The 18,866-nt window shown below is 66.4% G+C and carries 17 protein-coding genes; 8 read left to right on the forward strand and 9 right to left on the reverse strand.

Annotated elements, in window-relative coordinates:
- Positions 1–62 precede the first annotated feature (62 nt).
- Together BN973_RS04240 and BN973_RS04245 are read left to right on the forward strand one after the other, a co-directional pair.
- Entirely contained in the window at positions 63–692 is a 630-nt protein-coding gene (locus tag BN973_RS04240) for a TetR/AcrR family transcriptional regulator (protein ID WP_036466162.1), read from the forward strand.
- An 18-nt stretch (positions 693–710) separates the two neighbouring features.
- A complete protein-coding gene (locus BN973_RS04245; protein ID WP_036472021.1) occupies positions 711–1,970 on the forward strand; it encodes a chloride channel protein in 1,260 nt (419 codons plus the stop codon).
- A gap of 1 nt (position 1,971) precedes the next feature.
- Here BN973_RS04245 and BN973_RS04250 read toward each other — a convergent pair whose 3' ends face one another.
- Positions 1,972–2,817, reverse strand: coding sequence for a MaoC/PaaZ C-terminal domain-containing protein (locus BN973_RS04250; protein ID WP_036466164.1), 846 nt, complete (start codon positions 2,815–2,817; stop codon positions 1,972–1,974).
- 23 nt (positions 2,818–2,840) lie between these two features.
- Entirely contained in the window at positions 2,841–4,205 is a 1,365-nt protein-coding gene (locus BN973_RS04255; RefSeq protein WP_036466167.1) for a 3-oxoacyl-ACP reductase, read from the reverse strand.
- Between the two features lie 129 nt (positions 4,206–4,334).
- Here BN973_RS04255 and BN973_RS04260 point away from each other — a divergent pair, with 129 nt between their 5' ends.
- Positions 4,335–5,660 (forward strand): acetyl-CoA C-acetyltransferase, encoded by a 1,326-nt coding sequence (locus BN973_RS04260; RefSeq protein ID WP_036472022.1) that lies wholly within the window; start codon positions 4,335–4,337, stop codon positions 5,658–5,660.
- A gap of 308 nt (positions 5,661–5,968) precedes the next feature.
- Here the strand turns inward: BN973_RS04260 and BN973_RS04265 are convergent, their stop codons facing one another.
- On the reverse strand, positions 5,969–7,804 hold the full coding sequence (locus BN973_RS04265) for an acyl-CoA dehydrogenase (protein WP_036466169.1): 1,836 nt from the start codon (positions 7,802–7,804) through the stop codon (positions 5,969–5,971).
- Between the two features lie 201 nt (positions 7,805–8,005).
- Here BN973_RS04265 and BN973_RS04270 point away from each other — a divergent pair, with 201 nt between their 5' ends.
- Both BN973_RS04270 and BN973_RS04275 read left to right on the forward strand, forming a co-directional pair.
- Entirely contained in the window at positions 8,006–9,079 is a 1,074-nt protein-coding gene (locus BN973_RS04270; protein WP_407067548.1) for an isopenicillin N synthase family dioxygenase, read from the forward strand.
- The gene (locus BN973_RS04275; RefSeq protein ID WP_036466170.1) at positions 9,076–9,567 is read left to right on the forward strand and encodes a flavin reductase family protein; all 492 of its coding nucleotides are present in this window, start codon (positions 9,076–9,078) and stop codon (positions 9,565–9,567) included. Before BN973_RS04270 ends, BN973_RS04275 begins: the two co-directional genes overlap by 4 nt.
- A gap of 79 nt (positions 9,568–9,646) precedes the next feature.
- Here the strand turns inward: BN973_RS04275 and BN973_RS04280 are convergent, their stop codons facing one another.
- The 4 genes from BN973_RS04280 to BN973_RS04295 form a co-directional block, all read right to left on the reverse strand.
- Positions 9,647–10,393 (reverse strand): succinate dehydrogenase/fumarate reductase iron-sulfur subunit, encoded by a 747-nt coding sequence (locus BN973_RS04280; RefSeq protein WP_036466171.1) that lies wholly within the window; start codon positions 10,391–10,393, stop codon positions 9,647–9,649.
- Positions 10,393–12,309 carry a fumarate reductase/succinate dehydrogenase flavoprotein subunit gene (locus BN973_RS04285; RefSeq protein WP_036466172.1) on the reverse strand — a complete coding sequence of 639 codons (1,917 nt, stop codon included), beginning with the start codon at positions 12,307–12,309 and terminating at the stop codon, positions 10,393–10,395. Before BN973_RS04285 ends, BN973_RS04280 begins: the two co-directional genes overlap by 1 nt.
- A 38-nt stretch (positions 12,310–12,347) precedes the next feature.
- On the reverse strand, positions 12,348–13,178 hold the full coding sequence (locus BN973_RS04290) for a hypothetical protein (protein WP_036466173.1): 831 nt from the start codon (positions 13,176–13,178) through the stop codon (positions 12,348–12,350).
- 79 nt (positions 13,179–13,257) lie between these two features.
- A complete protein-coding gene (locus tag BN973_RS04295; protein ID WP_036466175.1) occupies positions 13,258–13,554 on the reverse strand; it encodes a hypothetical protein in 297 nt (98 codons plus the stop codon).
- A gap of 112 nt (positions 13,555–13,666) precedes the next feature.
- Here BN973_RS04295 and BN973_RS04300 point away from each other — a divergent pair, with 112 nt between their 5' ends.
- Positions 13,667–14,428, forward strand: a complete 762-nt coding sequence (locus BN973_RS04300; protein ID WP_036466177.1) for an isocitrate lyase/PEP mutase family protein — start codon at positions 13,667–13,669, stop codon at positions 14,426–14,428.
- Between the two features lie 4 nt (positions 14,429–14,432).
- Here BN973_RS04300 and BN973_RS04305 read toward each other — a convergent pair whose 3' ends face one another.
- On the reverse strand, positions 14,433–14,927 hold the full coding sequence (locus BN973_RS04305) for a winged helix-turn-helix transcriptional regulator (RefSeq protein WP_198048890.1): 495 nt from the start codon (positions 14,925–14,927) through the stop codon (positions 14,433–14,435).
- Between the two features lie 97 nt (positions 14,928–15,024).
- On the opposite strand from BN973_RS04305, the gene BN973_RS04310 reads away from it, so the two are divergent.
- The gene (locus tag BN973_RS04310; protein WP_051641113.1) at positions 15,025–15,555 is read left to right on the forward strand and encodes a DUF302 domain-containing protein; all 531 of its coding nucleotides are present in this window, start codon (positions 15,025–15,027) and stop codon (positions 15,553–15,555) included.
- 74 nt (positions 15,556–15,629) lie between these two features.
- On the opposite strand, the gene BN973_RS04315 is transcribed toward BN973_RS04310, so the two are convergent.
- Positions 15,630–16,070, reverse strand: coding sequence for an Hsp20/alpha crystallin family protein (locus tag BN973_RS04315; protein WP_036466181.1), 441 nt, complete (start codon positions 16,068–16,070; stop codon positions 15,630–15,632).
- 225 nt (positions 16,071–16,295) lie between these two features.
- Here BN973_RS04315 and nirB point away from each other — a divergent pair, with 225 nt between their 5' ends.
- The gene (nirB, locus tag BN973_RS04320) at positions 16,296–18,860 is read left to right on the forward strand and encodes a nitrite reductase large subunit NirB (protein ID WP_084163292.1); all 2,565 of its coding nucleotides are present in this window, start codon (positions 16,296–16,298) and stop codon (positions 18,858–18,860) included.
- The last annotated feature ends 6 nt before the right edge of the window (positions 18,861–18,866 follow it).

Genomic DNA, 18,866 nt, shown 5'->3' on the forward strand with positions numbered 1-18,866 from the left:
CCGCTCGATCGTTACCCTGGAGTCAGATTGACAGGGCCCGACGGGCCTGAAAGGGCGCAGCGATGGCAGGTGGTACCAAGCGGCTGCCGCGCGCTGTCCGGGAACAGCAGATGCTCGACGCCGCCGTGCAGATGTTCTCGGTCAACGGCTACCACGAGACGTCGATGGACACCATCGCCGCCGCCGCGGAGATCTCCAAGCCGATGCTGTACCTGTACTACGGCTCCAAAGAGGACCTGTTCGGCGCCTGCCTGAACCGTGAGATGACCCGGTTCATCGACGCGGTGCGCGCCGACATCGATTTCACCCAGAGCCCTAGGGACTTGCTGCGCAACACCATCGGGTCGTTTCTGCGCTACATCGACGCCAACCGGGCGTCCTGGATCGTGATGTACACCCAGGCCATCAGCTCGCAGGCGTTCGCCCACACCGTGCGCGAGGGTCGCGAGCAGATCATCGAGCTGGTGGCCGGCCTGGTGCGGGAAAACAGCCGGACGCCGCGGACCGACGCCGAGCATCAGATGATGGCGGTCGCGCTGGTGGGTGCCGGCGAGGCGATGGCCAACCGGCTGTCCACCGGCGACATCGACGTCGACGAGGCCGCCGAGCTGATGATCGACCTGTTCTGGCACGGCCTGCGGGGCGTGCCGGTGGATCAGGACGCCAGCGCTTCCACGCGCAGCGCGGGCTAGATTCGTGCAGTGCGCCGCGTGCCCGCCTCCACATCGGGCCGCAATGTCGACTTCTTCTGTGCCGTCGTCATTGTGGGGCTGCTGGCCGGGGTCGCCGGGTTGTCGACGACGTTCGTGCTGCGTTTCATTCAGCACCTGACCTACAACTACAGTTTCGGCCCGCTGCTGGCCGGGGTCACCGGCAGCAGCCCGGTGCGCCGGGTGTTGGGGCCGATGGTCGGCGCGGCGCTGGCCGCGCTGGGCTGGTGGATGCTGCGGCGACGTGCCGAGGTGCCGCCGCTGGCCGGAACCATCGCCCGCCACGAACGGATACCGCGGCTGTCCTGGAGCATCGACGCCATGCTGCAGGTGCTGCTGGTCGGCTCGGGGGCATCCCTGGGGCGGGAGGGCGCTCCACGCCAATTCGCCGCGGCGCTCAGCGATTTCGCGACCGGCTGGCTACGGCGGCTGTCGACTCGCGACCGCGAGATCCTGCTGGCCTGCGCGGCCGGGGCCGGGCTGGGCGCGGTGTACGCCGTGCCGCTGGCCGGCGCGCTGTTCTCTGCGCGGATCATGCTCAACACCTGGCATCCCCGGGCGCTGGGCGCGGCGTTGCTCACCTCCAGCCTGGCCGTCGCGATCGGCTCGGCCATCACCCGCGATCAGCCCAACCTGCAGTGGCCGATCGGGGAATCCACCTACCTGCTGACCGCGCACGGTCTGGTGATGGCCCCGGTCGCGCTGGCGGCGGGCCTGGCGTTCAACCGGCTGATGGCGGCGGCGCGCCCCGCCCGTCAGATCCGCAGTTGGGTGCTGATTCCCGCGCTCGCCGGCGCCGGGCTGGTGATGGGCATCTGCTCGCATTGGTGGCCCGAGCTGCCCGGCAACGGCCGCAGCATCCTGACGGTCAGCCTGGCCAGCGGGCTGACGCTGACCGCGGCCACCGCGATCCTGCTGCTGAAGCCGCTGCTGACCGCCCTGTTCCTGCGCGCCGGTGGTGCCGGCGGCATGCTCACGCCGTCGCTGGCCACCGGGGCGGCGGCCGGAGCCGTACTGGTGCTGACGATCAATTGGATCGCCGGGATTCACCTGCACGTGCCGGCGGTCTCACTGACCGGCGCCGCCGGGGTGCTCGCGGTCACCCAGGGTTCGCCGATCTGGGCCGCGATCTTCGTCTGGGAGCTCGCCCGGCCGCCGCTGTGGTTGTTCGGGGTTTTCCTGCTCACCGCCACCGGTGCGCACGGGCTGAGAAAGTTGTCGAGCGTGCGTGTGCAGAAGCACGACGAACGCGCCGGCTGAGTTACAGCGGCTCGACGCTGCCGGTCAGATGCGGATAGCCCTTGGCGATATTGCGCAGCGTAAGCTCCCAGCCGCCCTGGTCGCTTTCGTCGATGTACAGGCCCGCGGCCGCGGGCAGGAGCACCGGCTTGCCGAACCGCACCGAGTATCGCGCCGCCTCGGGGATCCGGGCTTCGATGTTAGCCAATACCGCTGCGGCACTGAACATTCCATGAGCAATCACGGTCGGGAAGCCGAACAGCTTGGCGGCGACCGGGTTGGTATGGATCGGGTTGTGATCGCCGCCGATGACGGCATAGCGGCGGATCTGGCCGGGGGTGATGCGCAGCACCGCGGGCGGCGGTGGCAGCTTGGGCTGCTTCTGCGGCGGTGCTTTGGGTTCGTCGGACAAACTGGTGCGCTGCTGATGCAGGAAGGTCGTCACCTGGTGCCACGCGACGTCGTTGCCGACGCTGACATCGGTCACCAGGTCGACCAGCAGGCCCTTGCGGTGCTCGCGCAGGTTCTCGGCGTGCACCCGCACCCCGACGGTGTCGGTGACCGCGATCGGGCGGTATTGGGTGATGTGGTTCTCGGTGTGCACCGAACCCATTGCGGCGAAAGGGAAATCGAACCCGGTCACCAACGACATCAGTGCCGGGAAGGTCAGCGCGAACGGGTAGGTGAGCGGCACTGTGTTGCCGTAGCGCAGGCCGGTGATCGCGGCGTACTCGGCCACGTTCGTCTGGTCGATCGGCAGTTCCTCGACGGTCACCGTGCGGCTGGGCAACTGATCCGTCCGCGACACCACGGGCAGCGCCCCGGCCGCCGCCCGCAACATATTGCGCAGACCGCTTGGTTGATTCATCGAGTTCTCCTTCTGTGCAGCACCTAGGCGCCCAGCATGGCCTGGCCGCAGACACGAATGACGTTGCCGGTCACCGCGTTTGACGCCGGGCTGGCGAAATAGGCGATCGTCTCGGCGACGTCGACCGGTTGCCCGCCCTGCAGCAGCGAGTTCATCCGGCGGCCCACCTCGCGGGTGGCCAGCGGGATCGCGGCCGTCATCTGGGTTTCGATGAATCCCGGCGCCACGGCGTTGATCGTGATGCCCTTCTCGTACAGCTTCGGCGCCAGCGCCTGGGTGAGGCCGATCATCCCGGCCTTCGTGGTGGCGTAGTTGGTCTGCCCGCGGTTGCCGGCGATACCGGCCATCGACGACAGACCGATCACCCGGCCACCTTCGCCGATGCTGCCGTTTCCGATCAGTCCTTCGGTAAGCCGTTGCGGGGCAAGAAGATTGACGGCCAGCACAGCGTCCCAGCGGGCATCGTCCATGTTGGCCAGCAGCTTGTCGCGGGTGATGCCGGCGTTGTTGACCAGCACGTCGGCGTGTCCGGCGTAATGGTCGCGCAGGTGCTCGGTGATCTTGTCGACGGCGTCCTCGGCGGTGACGTCGAGCCACAGCGCCGTGCCGCCCACCCGGCTCGCGGTTTCGGCCAGCGTCTCGGCGGCCGACTCCACGTCGATCGCGATAACGCGCGCACCGTCGCGGGCGAACACTTCGGCGATCGTCGCGCCGATGCCGCGGGCGGCGCCGGTCACGATCGCGACCTTGCCATCCAGCGGGCGGTCCCAGTCCGCAGGCGGGGTGGAGTCGTCGGCTCCCAGGTAGAACACCTGGCCGTCGACGTAGGCCGATTTGGCCGAAAGGATAAACCGCAGAGTCGATTCCAAGCCGGTGGCGGCCGGTTTGGCCTCCGGCGACAGGTAGACCAGCGCCACCGTCGAGCCCTGGCGCAGCTCCTTGCCCAGCGAGCGGGTGAAGCCCTCCAGCGCGCGCTGCGCGATCCGCTCGTCGGTGCTGCCCGCGGCGTCGGGTGTGGTGCCGACCACGACGACGCGCGCGCAGTGGCCCAGGTTGCGCAGCAGCGGGGTGAAGAAATCGTGCAGCGCCCGCAGGCCGCTCGGCGCCGTGATGCCGGTGGCGTCGAAAACCAGGCCGCCGAATCGGTCGGCCCAGCGGCCGCCCAGATTGTTGCCGACGAGGTCGTAGTCGTTGTCCAGCGCCGCCCGCATCGGCTCGACGATCCTGCCGTCACCCCCGATCAGCAAGGATCCGGACAGCGGTGGGTCGCCGGCGGAGTAGCGGCGCAGGTTCTCGGGTTGCGGAACACCAAGTTGCTTTGCGAGAAAGGATCCGGGGCCGCTGTTGACAACTTGGGAGAAGAGATCGGACGAACGATTGGGAGCCACTGAGCTGCCTTCCGTTTCATGAGTGCCGTACAAGCCAACCGTATCGGGGACGAACTTACTGCAGAGTAAGAACCGTGGGTAGTATGGGCCCCAACGGCCAATCCCCCAAACTGAAAATTGGAGATGAACGTGGCCCCTGCAAGTTCTGCGACCAGTGTGACCTCCCGGCGACGTGTCGCCGTGCTGGGCGGCAATCGCATCCCGTTCGCGCGGTCGGACGGTGCCTACGCCGAGGCGTCCAACCAAGACATGTTCACCGCGGCCCTGGGTGGGCTGGTGGACCGGTTCGGGCTGGGCGGGCAGCGACTCGGGGTGGTCGTCGGCGGCGCCGTGCTCAAGCACAGTCGCGACTTCAACCTGATGCGCGAGTGTGTACTGGGCTCCGAATTATCTTCGTACACACCGGCATTCGATATTCAGCAGGCCTGCGGCACCGGCCTGCAGGCGGCGATCGCCGCAGCCGACGGCATCGCGTCGGGGCGCTACGACGTCGCCGCCGCCGGCGGGGTGGACACCACGTCCGACCCGCCGATCGGCCTGGGCGACAACCTGCGCCGCCAGTTGCTGAAATTGCGCCGATCCAAATCCAACCTGCAACGGCTGAAACTGGTGGGCATGCTGCCCGCCACCCTGGGTGTCGAAATCCCGGCCAACAGCGAGCCGCGCACCGGGCTGTCGATGGGCGAGCATGCCGCCATCACCGCCAAGCAGATGGGGATCAAGCGGGTAGACCAGGACGAGCTGGCGGTCGCCAGCCACCGCAACATGGCCGCGGCCTACGACCGGGGTTTCTTCGACGACCTCGTCACACCCTTCCTGGGGCTGTACCGCGACGACAATCTGCGGGCCGAAGCCAGCACCGAGAAGCTCGCCACGCTGCGCCCGGTGTTCGGGGTGAAGGCCGGCGACGCGACGATGACGGCGGGCAACTCGACGCCGTTGACCGACGGTGCCTCGGTCGCCCTGTTGGCCACCGACGAGTGGGCCGCCGAGCATTCGTTGCCGGCGCTGGCTTACCTGGTGGACGCCGAGACCGCCGCGGTCGACTACGTCAACGGACGGGACGGGCTGCTGATGGCGCCGACGTATGCGGTGCCCCGGCTACTGGCCCGCAACGGGCTGACGCTGCAGGACTTCGACTTCTACGAAATCCACGAGGCCTTCGCGTCGGTGGTGCTGGCGCATCTGCAGGCGTGGGAGTCCGACGAGTACTGCAAGGAGCGGCTGGGCCTGCACGCCGCTCTCGGGTCGATCGACCGGGCGAAACTCAACGTCAACGGGTCCTCACTGGCCGCCGGCCACCCGTTTGCGGCCACCGGCGGACGGATTCTCGCCCAGGCCGCCAAACAGCTGGCCGAGAAGAAGGCGGAGCGCAAAGGTGGGGGTCCGGTGCGCGCGCTGATCTCGATCTGCGCCGCCGGCGGGCAGGGCGTAGCCGCGATCTTGGAGGCCTGACCTGCGCTGCGGCTGCTACACCCCGCTCGCGGCCGGTCGACAATGAGGTTCGTCACAGCCGGTTAATAGCGGCGGGGGATGGGTAATCCGTCTCCGGATGGTCCCGTGTTGTGGTCTGACCCCCCGACCCCGACGGCAACACGGGTCATCCCCGAGACGAGCGCCGGTAGGAAAAAGCGGGCGTACGGAAAGGGCCGCCGCTGGTTTGAGGGGATCCAGCGGCGGTCCTTTTCGTACGCCGGCGCCAAGACCCAGAATCCCCCGCTTCAGCGTGGAAGCGGGGGATTTTGCGGGTACAGCCGAGCCGCTTAGAAGGCGGCCTCGTCGAGTTCCATGATGTCGTTGTCCAGCGTCTCGATTACCTCGCGAGTGCCGGCCAACAGCGGCAGGAAGTTCTTGGCGAAGAACGACGCCACCGCGATCTTGCCCTCGTAGAAGGACCGCTCAGCGCCGCTGGCGCCGGCATCGAGTGCCTGCACGGCCACCGCCGCCTGGCGCTGCAGCAGCCAGCCGATGACCAGGTCGCCGACGCTCATCAGGAAACGCACCGAACCCAGGCCCACCTTGTACAGGCTGGAGACGTCCTCCTGGGCGGCCATCAGGTAGCCGGTCATGGTGGCCGCCATCGCCTGGACGTCTTCGGAGGCCTTGGCCAGCAGCTCGCGCTCGCTCTTCAACCGGCCGTTGCCGGTCTCGGCGTCGACGAACTTCTGGATCTGCTCCGACACGTGTGCCAGCGCCACACCCTTGTCGCGGACGATCTTGCGGAAGAAGAAGTCCTGCGCCTGGATGGCCGTGGTGCCTTCGTACAGCGAGTCGATCTTGGCGTCGCGGATGTACTGCTCGATCGGGTAGTCCTGCAAGAATCCGGACCCACCGAAGGTCTGCAGGCTCTCGGTCAGCTTGGCGTAGGCCTGCTCGGAGCCCACCCCCTTGACCACCGGCAGCATCAGGTCGTTGACCTTGACCGCCAGGTCGGCGTCCACACCGTGTAGCGCCTCGGCGACGGCCGCGTCCTGATAGGTCGCGGTGAACAGGTACAGCGCGCGCAGACCCTCGGCGTAGGCCTTCTGGGTCATCAGCGACCGGCGCACGTCCGGGTGGTGCGTGATGCTCACCCGCGGTGCGGTCTTGTCGGTCATCTGCGTCATGTCGGCGCCCTGCACGCGGGACTTGGCGTACTCCAGCGCGTTCAGGTAACCGGTCGACAGCGTGGCTATCGCCTTGGTGCCGACCATCATCCGGGCCATCTCGATGACCTCGAACATCTGGGCGATCCCGTTGTGCACCTCGCCGACCAGCCAGCCCTTGGCGGGCACGTCGTGCTGACCGAACGACAACTCACACGTCGCCGAGACCTTCAGACCCATCTTGTGCTCGACGTTGGTGACGAACACGCCGTTGCGCTCACCCGGCTCGCCGGTCTCGTGGTCGAACAGGAACTTCGGCACGATGAACAGCGACAGGCCCTTGGTGCCGGGGCCGGCGCCCTCGGGGCGGGCCAGCACCAGGTGCACGATGTTCTCGAACAGGTCGTCGGAGTCGGCGGAGGTGATGAACCGCTTGACACCCTCGATGTGCCAGGAGCCGTCGTCCTGCTGGACGGCCTTGGTGCGGCCGGCGCCGACATCGGAGCCGGCGTCCGGCTCGGTCAGCACCATGGTCGCGCCCCACCCGCGCTCCGCGCAGAGCACGGCCCACTTCTTCTGCTCCTCGGTGCCGAGGTGGTAGATGATGTTGGCGAATCCGGCACCGCCGGCGTACATCCACACCGCCGGGTTGGCGCCGAGGATGTGCTCGTGCAGTGCCCACACCAGCGCCTTGGGCATCGGCATGCCGCCCAACACCTCGTCGATGCCGGCCTTGTCCCAGCCGGCCTCTTGCACCGCGCGGACCGACTTCTTGAAGGACTCGGGCAGGGTCACCGAGTGGGTCTGCGGGTCGAATACCGGCGGATTGCGGTCGCCGTCGACGAACGACTCGGCGACCGGCCCCTCGGCCAGCCGGCTCATTTCGGTAAGCATTTCGTGGGCGGTGTCGGCGTCAAGGTCGCTGAATGCGCCCTGGCCTAACGCCTGGTCGACGCCCAACACCTCGAACAGGTTGAATACCTGGTCACGGACGTTGCTCTTGTAGTGGCTCACTATTCTCCTCCTCGTTGAGAATGCCACGTTGTGGTTGGGTACTCGGGCTAAGTTACCCACCAGTAACACCGCCAACTATATCGGGCCGTTACGCGAACGCAAGTTATTGTGAGCTAGATTTCATTGCCTAATTAACCAACCGGTTGGGAAGGCCTGGTTGGCGCTTTCGACAGGCGCTCTACCTGCGGCGATAATGGAACCGTGACCGGTGTGAAGAGCGTCACGGCGCTGCCCGTGGTGGACCTGACAGCCGATATTGACGTGTTGCGCGAAGGCCTTCGCGAGGCCGCCCACGAGGTGGGTTTCTTCCATCTGACCGGCCACGGCGTACCGCGCGAGCTGGTGGTGCGGGTGCTCGAGGTGGCCCGCGCGTTGTTCGCGCTGCCGCAGGCCGACAAGGACGCGGTGGCGATGGTGCACAGCCCGCATTTCCGCGGCTATACCCGGCTGGGTGGCGAGCTGACGCTGGGCGAGGTGGATTGGCGCGAGCAGATCGATATCGGACCCGAACGTCCGCCGGTGGGCGGGCCGGACAAGCCCGACTACCTCTGGCTGCAGGGCCCCAACCAGTGGCCGGCGGGGCTGCCCGAGTTGCCGGCGATCATCGCCGAGTGGGATGCCGCCCTGTCTCGGGTGGCCCGCACGCTGCTGCGGCACTGGGCGGCGTCGCTGGGCAGCCCGCCGGACGTGTTCGACGACGCCTTCGCCGAGACGCCGGCCACCCTGATCAAGGTCATCCGCTATCCCGCCCGCGCGGCCAGCCCACAGGGCGTGGGTGCGCACCGGGACTCCGGGGTGCTGACGCTGCTGCTGGCCGAGCCGGGCAGTCGCGGCCTGCAGGTGCGCCGGGGTGGCGACGCCGGCTGTGACGACTCGCAAGGCTGGATCGACGTCGCGCCGCTGGACGGGGCGTTCATCGTCAACATCGGCGAGCTGCTCGAGGTCGCCACCGGCGGCTATTTGCGTGCCACCGAACACCGGGTGAACCTGCACGGCGGGGTCGCCGAGCGGATTTCGGTGCCGTTCTTCTTCAATCCCCGCCTCGACGCCCAGATACCGGTGCTGTCGCTACCCGCCGAACTCGCGGCGCGCACCGATAAGACCTGGACGCCGACCGAGAATCCGTCGGATCCGATCTTCGCTGTTTACGGTCGCAACGCCTGGAAGAGCAGGCTGCGTGCGCACCCGGATGTGGCCGTCGCACACGGATACTCGCCGGGTAGGGTCGAATGCGCGAATCCGTCGTCGGCTCAAGGGGCGAATGAAGTCCAGTGAATGCATCGAACAAGCTGACTCCGACCTCACTGCGTGAGGCTTTCGGCCACTTTCCGTCCGGCGTGGTGGCGATCGCCGCCGAGGTTGCTGGCGTTCGGGTGGGGCTGGCGGCCAGTACCTTTGTCCCCGTCTCGTTGGAGCCGCCCTTGGTGTCGTTCTGCGTGCAGAACACGTCGACTACCTGGCCCAAGCTCAAGGACTTGCCGATGCTGGGCATCAGCGTGCTCGGCGAGGCGCACGACGAGGCGGCCAAGACCCTGGCCGCCAAGACCGGCGACAGGTTCGCCGGCCTGGAAACGGTGTCCTACGACTCCGGCGCGGTCTTCATCAAGGGCACCGGCCTGTGGCTGGAGAGCGCGATCGAGCAGGTGATCCCGGCCGGGGACCACGTGATCGTCGTGCTACGGGTCAATGAGGTGACGGTGGACGCCGACGTGGCACCGATTGTCTTCCACCGCAGCGCATTTCGTCGCCTAACTCCGCACTGACCCGGAGCAGCACTGGCCGAAACTGTAACTGGCGACGTGCACCCGACAACTGGTGTCGCAGTTACAGTCTCGCGGAAAATCAGCGCCTGAACAGCTTGTTGCCCAGCCAGACGACCGGGTCGTACTTACGGTCGGCGACCCGCTCTTTCATCGGGATCAGCGCGTTGTCGGTGATCTTGATGTGCTCGGGGCAGACCTCGGTGCAGCACTTGGTGATGTTGCAGTAGCCCAGGCCGAAGTCCTCCTGGGCCATGTCGCGCCGGTCCAGCGTGTCCAGCGGATGCATCTCGAGTTCGGCGGCCCGCATCAGGAAGCGAGGGCCGGCGAAGGCCTTCTTGTTGTCCTCGTGGTCGCGGATCACGTGGCAGACGTTGTTGCACAGGAAGCACTCGATGCACTTGCGGAACTCCTGCGAGCGCTGCACGTCGACCTGCGCCATCCGGTACTCGCCGGGCTGCAGGTCCTTGGGCGGCGCGAAAGACGGGATCTCCCGGGCCTTTTCGTAGTTGAACGAGACGTCGGTGACCAGATCGCGAATCACCGGGAAGGTCCGCAGCGGCGTCACCGTCACGACCTCGTCCTCGGCGAACGTGGACATCCGGGTCATGCACATCAACTTCGGCATACCGTTGATCTCGGCCGAGCAGGATCCGCACTTGCCCGCCTTGCAGTTCCACCGCACCGCGAGGTCGGGTGTCTGGGTCTGCTGCAGGCGATGGATGATGTCGAGCACCACCTCGCCCTCGTTGACCTCGACCGTGAAGTCCTGCAGGGCGCCGCCGACATCGTCGCCGCGCCACACCCGCATCGTCGCGTTGTAGCTCATTAGCCTCTCCGTCCTGGGTGGTCGGCCAGCTCTTCATCGGTGAAGTACTTCTCCAGCTCGGAGATCTCGAAGAGCTCCAAGAGGTCGGGCCGCATCGGCACCTGGTCTTCACGGGTGACGGTGACCTCGGGAATCGCGTCGTCGCCCCCGGCCGCCCGGCACACCAGCAACACCTTGCGCCAGGACGAGTCCATGCCCGGGTGGTCGTCGCGGGTGTGGCCGCCGCGGCTCTCGGTGCGCATCAGTGCGGCCTTGGCCACGCACTCGCTGACCAGCAGCATGTTGCGCAGATCGATGGCCAGGTTCCAGCCGGGGTTGTACTCGCGGTGCCCCTCGACGTGGATGTGCTTGAACCGCTCCCGGAACGTGCCGAGCCGCTCCAGCGCCTCGGAGATCTCCTCCGACTTGCGGATGATGCCGACCAGGTCGTTCATCGACTGCTGCAGTTCGAGCTGCAGCGTGTACGGGTTCTCGGCGGCGGCACCGTTGGTCGGCGCCTCGAACGGGCTCAGCGCCCGCTTCGCCGCGGCCTCGATCGCTTCGTCGCTGACGGTGGGGCGACTCGACAGGGCGCGCGCGTAGTCGGCGGCGCCCAACCCGGCACGCCGGCCGAAGACCAACAGGTCGCTCAGCGAGTTCCCGCCCAGACGGTTGGAGCCGTGCATGCCGCCCGAGCATTCACCCGCGGCGAACAGGCCGGCGACGGTGGCCGCACCGGTGTCGGGGTCGACCTCGACACCGCCCATCACGTAGTGACAGGTGGGTCCGACTTCCATTGGCTCCTTGGTGATGTCGACGCCGGCCAGCTCCATGAACTGGTGGTACATCGACGGCAGGCGGCGCTTGATCTCGTCGGGCGTCAGCCGGGAGGCGATGTCCAGGTAGACACCGCCGTGCGGGGTGCCGCGACCGGCCTTGACCTCCGAGTTGATCGCGCGGGCGACCTCATCGCGGGGCAGCAGGTCCGGGGTGCGGCGGGCCGAGTCGTTGTCCTTGAGCCATTGGTCGGCTTCTTGCTCGGTCTCGGCGTACTGGCCCTTGAACACCGGCGGGATGTAGTCGAACATGAAGCGCTTGCTGTCGGAGTTTTTCAGGACTCCGCCGTCGCCGCGCACACCCTCGGTGACCAGGATCCCCTTCACACTCGGCGGCCACACCATGCCCGTCGGGTGGAACTGGATGAACTCCATGTTGATCAGCGTCGCGCCGGCCCGCAGCGCCAGCGCGTGGCCATCGCCGGTGTACTCCCAGGAGTTCGACGTGACCTTGAAGGACTTGCCGATTCCGCCGGTGGCCAGCACCACAGCGGGCGCGTCGAAGACGACGAACTTGCCGCTTTGCCGCCAGTAGCCGAACGCGCCGGCGATCCGGTCGCCGTCTTTGAGCAGTTCGGTGATCGCGCACTCGGCGAACACCTTGATCCGCGCCTCGTAGTCGCCGAATTCGGCGTAGTCCTCCTGCTGCAGCGAGACGACCTTCTGCTGCATGGTGCGGATCAGCTCCAGGCCGGTGCGGTCACCGACGTGCGCCAGCCGCGGGTAGGTGTGCCCGCCGAAGTTGCGCTGGCTGATCTTGCCGTCCTTGAGGCGGTCGAACAGCGCGCCGTAGCTTTCCAGCTCCCAGACCCGGTCCGGTGCCTCCTTGGCGTGCAGTTCGGCCATCCGCCAGTTGTTCAGGAACTTGCCCCCGCGCATGGTGTCGCCGAAGTGGGTCTTCCAGTTGTCCTTCGGGTTGGCATTACCCATCGACGCGGCGCAGCCGCCCTCGGCCATCACCGTGTGGGCCTTGCCGAACAGCGACTTGGTCACCACCGCGACCTTGAGGCCGCGTTCCCGCGCTTCGATCACCGCGCGCAAACCCGCGCCGCCGGCACCGATCACGACCACGTCGTAGGAGTGCCGTTCGACCTCAGTCATGGAACCTCACTCAACTTTCTGAATTTCCGCGAAAGGGCTTAGTGGCCAACAAATCTCAGGTCTGAAATGGTGCCGCTGGCTACCAGTGCGATGTAGAAGTCGGTAACCATCAGCGTGCCCAGGGTGATCCACGCGAACAGCTTGTGCCGGGTGTTGATGACGCTCACCTGCGTCCAGATCCAGTACCGCACAGGGTTTTTGGAGAAGTGTTTGAGCCGTCCGCCGGTCACGTGCCGGCACGAGTGGCAGGACAGCGTGTAGATCCACAGCATGATTACGTTGCCCAGCAGGATCAGATTGCCCAAGCCGAAACCGAATCCGCCGGGTCCCTCGTCCGAATGGAAGGCGACGATCGCGTCGTAGGTGTTGATCACCGAGATGATGCCGGCGATATAGAAGAAATACCGGTGGGTGTTCTGGACGATCAGCGGGAACTTGGTTTCGCCGCTGTAATGGACGCGAGGCTCGGCCACCGCGCAGGAAGTGGGCGACTGCCACACCGTGCGGTAGTAGGCGCCGCGGTAGTAATAGCAGGTCAGACGGAACAGCAGCAGGAATGGCAGCGTCAGCGCCGCGTACGGCAACCACCACACGTTCGGCAGGATCTGCGGCCAGAACTCGCTGGACTGCCCGCACGCCGTGCTGACGCACGGCGAGTAGAACGGCGTCAGGTAGTGGTACTTCGGGACATAGAAGTAATCCTGCTGGAACGCCCGAAACGTCGCGTAGATGACGAATGCGGCGAAGCCGAGGTCGATGCGCAACGGCGACATCCACCACCGGTCGGTACGTAGTGTGCGCTGCGGAATTTGGGCGCGCGTCGGTGAAAAGATGCCGGACGCAGGACGGTTCGCCGTTGGTGCGCTCATGCAAATGTTCCTCTTCGAACAGGGCTGTTGGTCGAAGGGTACAAGACCATGCCCCCCGGTTTAACGGGGGCTTGGAATATCAGGAGCGATTGTGACCCCCGACACCCTCGTCGTCGACATCGCGCCAGAAATCGGTGTCGTACTGGGTGTCGGGAATGGTGATCTTCTCGCCGGAATGCTGGACGGTGGCTCGCGCCAAGTCCAATTCCGAAACATCGGTGTCGAGTAAATCGACATCGCTGATGATCCGGTCGGCGTCGATCACGATGCGGCGCATCGCCGGGCTGTCGCCGTAGCGCGACTTCAAGGAGCTCACGCACCGCCGCAAACCGCCGATCAGATCGTGCAGTTCGGCGAGTTCAGTCGTGGTGGACAACAGATCTCCTAGGGCTGAGGGTGTCAAGGATCACAGTATGACTTTCGATACTATCCACCGCGCACGACCGACGTCGGACAGATGACTCGCCGAGATTGCGGAGCAAACACCCATGCCCCCTCAGACCACCGCCGCGCAGCGCGCGGCCACGCTGCTGGAATTGCACCAGCCGGGTAACCCGGTGGTGCTCCCGACCGTATGGGACGCCTGGTCGGCACGCCTTGCCACCGCGGCGGGATTCGCCGCCTTGACCGTGGGCAGTCATCCGCTGGCCGACTCGATTGGCAAACCCGACGGCGAGGGCATGTCGTTCGACGATGTGCTCACCCGGGTCGCCCAGATCACCGCGGCGGTCGACGTTCCGGTGTCGGTGGACGTCGAGTCCGGGTACGGCCAGCCGGCCCAGCGCCTGGTCGACGGCCTGCTGAGCGTCGGCGCCGTCGGGCTCAACATCGAGGACACCGTGCACGCCGAGAACAAGCGACTGCGGTCCGCCCGCGAGCACGCCGAATTGGTGGGCGCGCTGCGGTCGGCCGCCGATGCGGCCGGGGTGCGCGTCGTGATCAACGCCCGTACCGATCTCTTTCTACGCAACGACGGGGACGATTCGGACCGCGTCGAGCGGGCCATCGCACGCCTGACCGAGGCGGCCGACGCCGGCGCCGATGTGCTCTATCCGGTGGGTCGCCACGATCCGGAGACGTTGCGGCGCTTGGCAACTGAGCTACCGCTGCCGATCAATGCGATCGCGCTGCCGGACCGGGACGACCCCTCGTCATTCGGCCCGCTGGGTGTCGCCCGGATCAGCTTCGGCCCGTTCCTGCAATCCGCGCTGGCCGGCCGGGCCAGGGACCTGCTGGACCGCTGGGGCTGATCGGCTAGATCGGTTCCAGCATTCGGTGCGGCCGGCGCAGTGCCCGGCTGACCGGGTCGTCGCGGTTCGGATCGTGGGGCCGGCGCGGCGGATGCGCGATCAGTTCGGCGACGTCGGGAACCCGATCGCAGCCGGCGCAGCGGCGATCCGCCCCGATTGCGCCGCCGCACTCCGCGTGTCGATAGGTCCGGGTGGGCCTGTCCAGCAGGTGTTCGGTGCCCCAGGCGATCATCGACCAGACCATCGGCCACAGCTGCTTGCCCTTGGCGGTCAGCTCGTATTCCGCGGCGGTCTTGGTCAGCACACCTTCGCTGACCAAGAAGGTAAGCCGTTCGGACAGCACAGCTTTGGGTATGCCGAGGTGGTTGTGAAAGTCGCTGAACCGCCGCACGCCATAGAAGGCGTCACGCACGATCAGCAATGTCCAGCGTTCGCCGACGATCTCCAGGGACCGAGCGATCGGGCAGTTCTCGTCGGGGTATTCGCGGGGAAGGGCCACGTGGTCCATGCTACCCCTTGCTGGTTCATTCACCGAACCGTATACTCGAAATTCGTAAGTTCGTTCACCGAACCATTAGCGAATTCTGAGGAATACCATGACAAGTAGCGCTGAATTCAACGTGGTGGCGCACACCATGAACCGCATCGACATTGCTACCGGCGTGGAGTTCGACGATTTCATCGCGGCTTTCGAGAAGGCGGCTCCGCCGGTTGACCGGGCGGCGGTGCAGGAGATCGTCGAGCGCGGCGGCAGCTGGGACGAAGTCCTGGCCGTCGCGGAGACCAACGCACCGCACGGGCTGATGGTCTACACGAAGATCGACGCGCTGCCGTTCTTCAGCGTGGCCGGCCACACCACCAAGGCGGTGGAGTATCTGCTCGGCAACCACACGATCGCCGAGACGATGTTCCGTCACGACCCGAAGGCTCTGCTGTACGCGCCATTACGGCTTCTGATCCACGCCGACGCCGAAGGCAAAGCGGTGTTTTCGATGGACCAGCCCGGCCCCGCGTTCGGCAGCCTTGGCATCACCGAGGTGGCCGAGGTGGGCCAGAGCCTGGATCGCAAGGTGGTAAACCTGTTGCGAGTCATCGGGATTGAGGCCGAGCCGGCGTTCGCCCGGTAAAACCCGAACGTCGAGTTGTTGAGCGCTTTCCGTGCGATTTTGCCCAACAACTCGACGTTGGATCCGCCGCGAAACTACTTCGTGATCGCGATGCGCTGCGCCTGGGTTCCGGCGTACGCGCCGGTGACCCGCACGGTTAACACACCGGCGTCGTAGGAAGCCTTGATGGCCTCGCCGGTGACGTGCGCGGGCAGCTGGAACGACCGACGGAACGATCCATAGCGGATTTCCCGCAAGGTACGGCCGTCGGACTCCTCCGCGTGCTCGTCGCGGTGTTCGCCGTGGATTACCAGGCGACCCTTATCGACCTCGACGTTGACGTCCTTCTCGACATCGACACCGGGCAGTTCCAGACGCACCACCGCGTCGTCGCCGTCCTTGACGATCTCGGCCGCGGGGTTGAAACCGCTGGTTGCGGGCTTGTACCAGTCCGCGATCGCGGCGGGGCCGAAGAAGTCGCGCAACCACCGGTCGGTGTCCCAGGCCGGTCGCGACCACACTGCGAGATTACTCATGTCGTCTCCTCTTTGCTTCCTTGAGTTTGATTGTGAGTTTGCTGTGACCGGCGCCTTGCCGGCCGGCTACACAGACAAACTTGAGTTGACCCCGCTAAAGTTCCACCTGTGTGTTCGCTTGGAGCGAACACACATCACACAGGAAGTTGTGAGGTGTGAGACCCACGTCATACGAGCGATACATTCGGCGAATTTTCCGTAATTTCCGGCCCCTAATCTCATGGCATGACCTCAGCCCCAGACCCGCGCACGCAGTGTGCTGCCCGTCACTTGGTTGTGGTCGGGCACGGCATGGTGGGCCACCGTTTGGTCGAGGCGCTGCGCGCCCGTGACACCGACGGGTCTTGGCGCATCACCGTTTTGGCCGAAGAGGCCGACGCCGCCTACGACCGCGTCGGATTGACCTCGTACACCGAGAACTGGGACCGCAGGCTGCTGGCACTGCCCGGCAACGACTACCCCGGTGACGAGCGGGTGCGGCTGTTGCTGAACGCGCGGGTCACCGAAATCGACCGCGCGACAAAGTCAGTGGTGACCGCGGACGGCGACCGGCACGGCTACGACGTCCTGGTCCTGGCCACCGGGTCCTATGCCTTCGTTCCCCCGGTGCCCGGACACGACCTGCCCGCCTGCCACGTCTACCGCACCCTGGACGACCTCGACGCGATCCGTGCCGCCGCCGAGCTCGCCCGTGACGGCGGTCACAATGCCGCCGGTGTGGTGATCGGCGGCGGCCTGCTCGGACTGGAAGCCGCCAATGCTTTGCGCCAGTTCGGGTTGCAAACACACGTCATTGAGATGATGCCGCGCCTGATGGCCCAGCAGATTGACGAGGCCGGCGGCGGGCTGCTGGCCCGGATGATCACCGAGCTCGGGATTTCGGTGCACGTCGGCACGGGCACCGAATCGATCGAATCCGTTCCGCGTGCGGACGGTTCGGTGGCGACACGGGTGCGGTTGACCGACGGCGAAGTAATCGAGGCCGGTCCGGTGATCTTTGCGGCCGGCGTGCGGCCGCGCGACGAGCTGGCCGCGGCGGCCGGGTTGACGCTTGCCGAGCGCGGCGGAGTGCTTACCGACTTGTCTTGCCGGACAAGCGATCCCGACATCTACGCGATCGGCGAGGTCGCCGCGATCGACGGGCGATGCTACGGCCTGGTCGGACCGGGGTACACCTCCGCGGAGGTCGTGGTGGACCGGCTGCTCGGTGGTGCCGCGGAGTTCCCCGAAGCCGATCTGTCCACCAAGCTCAAGCTGCTGGGCGTCGACGTCGCCAGCTTCGGCGACGCGATGGGCGCTACCCAGAACTGCCTCGAGGTCGCCATCAACGACGCGGTGAACCGCACCTACGCCAAGCTGGTGCTCTCCGACGATGCCAAGACCCTGCTCGGCGGGGTGCTGGTGGGCGACGCGTCCAGCTATGGTGTGCTGCGGCCGATGGTCGGCAGCGAGCTGCCGGGCGACCCGCTCGCACTGATCACCCCGGAGGGCTCCGGCGGCGCTTCGGCTTTGGGTATCGGCGCGCTTCCGGATTCGGCGCAGATCTGCTCCTGCAACAACGTCAGCAAGGCCGATCTGAAGTGCGCGATCGCCGACGGTTGCAGTGACGTCCCGTCGCTGAAGTCGTGCACCACGGCCGGCACGTCGTGTGGTTCGTGTGTGCCGCTGCTCAAGCAGCTGCTGGAAGCAGAGGGCGTCGCGCAGTCCAAGGCGTTGTGCGAGCACTTCAGCCAGTCGCGCGCGGAGCTCTTCGAGATCATCTCGGCCACCGAGATCCGCACCTTCTCCGGCCTGCTGGAGAAGTTTGGTCGCGGAAAGGGTTGCGACATCTGCAAACCCGTGGTCGCGTCCATCCTCGCCTCGACCGGCTCGGACCACATCCTCGAAGGCGAGCAGGCCTCGCTGCAGGATTCCAACGACCACTTCCTGGCCAACATCCAGAAGAACGGCAGCTACTCCGTGGTGCCGCGGGTGCCCGGCGGCGACATCAGGCCCGAGCACCTGATCCTGATCGGTCAGATCGCCCAGGACTTCGGGCTTTACACGAAGATCACCGGCGGTCAGCGGATCGACCTGTTCGGCGCCCGGGTGGACCAGTTGCCACAGATCTGGAAGCGGCTGGTGGACGGCGGCATGGAATCCGGCCACGCCTACGGCAAGGCCTTGCGCACGGTGAAGAGCTGCGTTGGCACCGACTGGTGCCGCTACGGCCAGCAGGATTCGGTGCAGCTGGCCATCGACCTGGAGCTGCGCTACCGCGGCCTGCGGGCCCCACACAAGATCAAGATGGGCGTCTCGGGCTGCGCCCGGGAGTGCGCCGAGGCGCGCGGCAAGGACGTCGGCGTCATTGCCACCGAAAAGGGCTGGAACCTCTATGTCGGCGGCAACGGCGGCATGACTCCCAAGCACGCCCAGCTGCTGGCCAGCGATCTCGACACCGAGACGCTGGTCCGCTACGTCGACCGGTTCCTGATGTACTACATCCGGACCGCCGACCGGCTGCAGCGCACCGCGCCGTGGGTCGAATCCCTGGACGGCGGTCTCGATCACGTGCGTGAGGTTGTGTGCGAGGACTCCCTCGGGCTGGCCGAGGAATTCGAGGCCGCGATGCAGCGGCACGTGCAGAACTACCAGTGCGAGTGGAAGGGTGTGCTCGAAGATCCGGACAAGCTCTCGCGGTTTGTCTCCTTCGTCAACGCACCCGACGAAATCGATTCGACAGTCCAATTCACCGAGCATGCCGGGCGCAAAATCCCTGTGTCCATTGGCATGCCGCGAGTCCGTTCGTGAGTTCAG

It is taken from the genome of Mycobacterium triplex, from assembly GCF_000689255.1.
GTDB classification, from domain to species: domain Bacteria; phylum Actinomycetota; class Actinomycetes; order Mycobacteriales; family Mycobacteriaceae; genus Mycobacterium; species Mycobacterium triplex.